This is a genomic window from Janthinobacterium sp. AD80 (genome assembly GCF_002878455.1).
Lineage (GTDB): Bacteria > Pseudomonadota > Gammaproteobacteria > Burkholderiales > Burkholderiaceae_D > Janthinobacterium.
The window spans coordinates 1-2,063 of sequence record NZ_NRDQ01000331.1; the positions used below are offsets into that span (position 1 = coordinate 1).

Sequence of the window (2,063 nt, forward strand, 5' to 3'; positions counted from 1 at the left end):
GACATCGCCGCCCACGGGGAAACCACCGTCGCCATCGGCCTGACGGCGCGGCAGCGGGGCTGGCTGCACGCGCCAGCCGTGCGCCTGTCCAGCAGCTTTCCACTGGGCCTGTTTTATGCCTGGTGCCATTGGCAACCGGAAGCGCGCGTGCTCGTGTATCCGACCCCGGAACAGGACGCGCCGCCCCTGCCCATACACGTACACGCCGGCATGGCACACCCGGCCCGGCAGCCTGCCGCGGCCGATGGCGCGCTGGAACTGGCCGGCGTGCGCGCCTACCAGCCCGGCGATCCGCTGAAGCGGCTGGCCTGGCGCCAGATCGCCCGCCATGACGGCGAACACGTGTTCAGCAAGCATTTCCAGCCTGCCGCCGATGCGCGCACGGGCGCCCCCCCCCTGGCCAGGTCATGCTCGACCATGCCACCCTGCACGCCCTGGCGCCGGAAGCGCGCTTGTCGCGCCTGGCCGCCTGGGTGCTGGCAGCGGAACGCGGCAGCGTGCCATATGGCTTGCGCCTGGGCCCGCTGACCATCGCCCCTGGCCTGGGCGCCAGCCACCGCGACGCCTGCCTGCGCGCGCTGGCCCTGCATGGCTTGCGGCAGGAGCAGGCAGGCACGCAGGCAAGCGCGCATGAGACAGCACGGCAGACGGCAGCAGCCACCATGCAGACAACTGCAATGGGGACCGCATTGGCGACGGCACTGGCAACTGCACTGGCAGCTGCACTGGCAACAGCGCAGACACCGGCACTGGCAACGGCGCAGGCAACAGCGCAGACAACTGCACTGGCAACGGCACTGGCAACGGCACTGGCAACGGCGCAGGCAACAGCCCAGGCAGCTCAGCTGGCAGAGTCGGCAGAGCCAGCGCAAGCGGCACAGCCAAGCCCAGCGGCGCAGACAAACCGGACAACTCATGCCGCGCAGGCCACGCAGGCCGCGCCATGATGGGCTGGCTGCGCAACTTGCCACGTGACAAGGCCGACATCCTGCTGCTCCTGCTGGCGGCCGCCATGGTGCTGGCGCCGCACGCGCTGCACCTGCCGTGGTGGCTGTCCATGGCCGCTGCCGCTCCCTTGCTGTGGCGCGCCAGCATCACCGTGCGCGGCCAGCGCCAGCCGCGGCTCGCCCTGCTCCTGCCGCTGGCGCTGCTGGGTATTGCCGGCGTTTACGCCAGCTACGGCACCCTGTTAGGGCGCGATCCCGGCGTCGCCATGCTGGTCTTGCTGCTGGCCTTGAAATCGCTGGAAATGCACGGCCGGCGCGACGTCTTCGTATTTGTTTTCCTGAGTTTTTTCCTCCTGCTGGCCAATTTTTTCCATACGCAAGGCATCCTCAGCGCCGCCTGGATGCTGGCGACCGTCATCGTCCTGCTGGCCGCCCTGCTGTCGGCCCAGTACGGCGCCATGCAGCCGCGCCTGGCGCAAAGACTGCGCTTGCTGGGCCGCATGCTGGCGCTGGCCATGCCTCTGGCCGCCCTGATGTTCATCTTCGTGCCACGCCTCGACGCGCCCTTGTGGGGCAAGGCGCAGGATGGCACGCAGGCGCGCACGGGTTTGTCGGACAGCATGCAGCCGGGCGCCATCGCCTCGCTGGCCCTGTCGGGCGAACCCGTCTTTACAGCCCGCTTCAGCACGCCGATCCCGCCGCAAGACCAGCTGTATTGGCGCGGCGTGGTGCTGGGCGACTACGACGGCAGCACCTGGACGCGCAGCGGCGCCGCCCCCGGCCAGCGCCAGCGGGCCATCAACGGCAAGATCGACATCGCGCTCGACGGCAGCCCCAGCAATTATGAAGTGACCTTGCAGCCCAGCGGCCAGCGCCGCATCTTCGTGCTCGACGTGCCGCGCAGCATCGAACGCCTGCCCGGCAACCCGTATGTCGTCTCACCCGCCCTAGAAGTGCTGACAGTGCAGCCTATTACTTCGACCGTGCGTTACCGCGCCAGTTCCATGCCGCGCTACCGCTTGCAGGCGGGCCTGTCGCCGGCGCAACGGCAGCCATGGCTGTCCTTGCCCGTCGGCAGTAACCCGCGCAGCCTGGCCTGGGCCCGCGCCCTGCGCG

General features: G+C 69.6%; 2 protein-coding genes. Both read left to right on the top strand.

What is annotated here, in order from left to right; translation table 11 throughout:
• Nucleotides 1-528 (top strand): DUF58 domain-containing protein (locus JaAD80_RS29185; RefSeq protein WP_146012617.1); only part of this gene is annotated, 528 nt, incomplete at its 5' end.
• A gap of 415 nt (nucleotides 529-943) precedes the next feature.
• Nucleotides 944-2,063, top strand: a 1,120-nt coding sequence (locus JaAD80_RS29195) for a DUF3488 domain-containing protein (RefSeq protein ID WP_146012618.1), incomplete at its 3' end; no start/stop codon positions are given.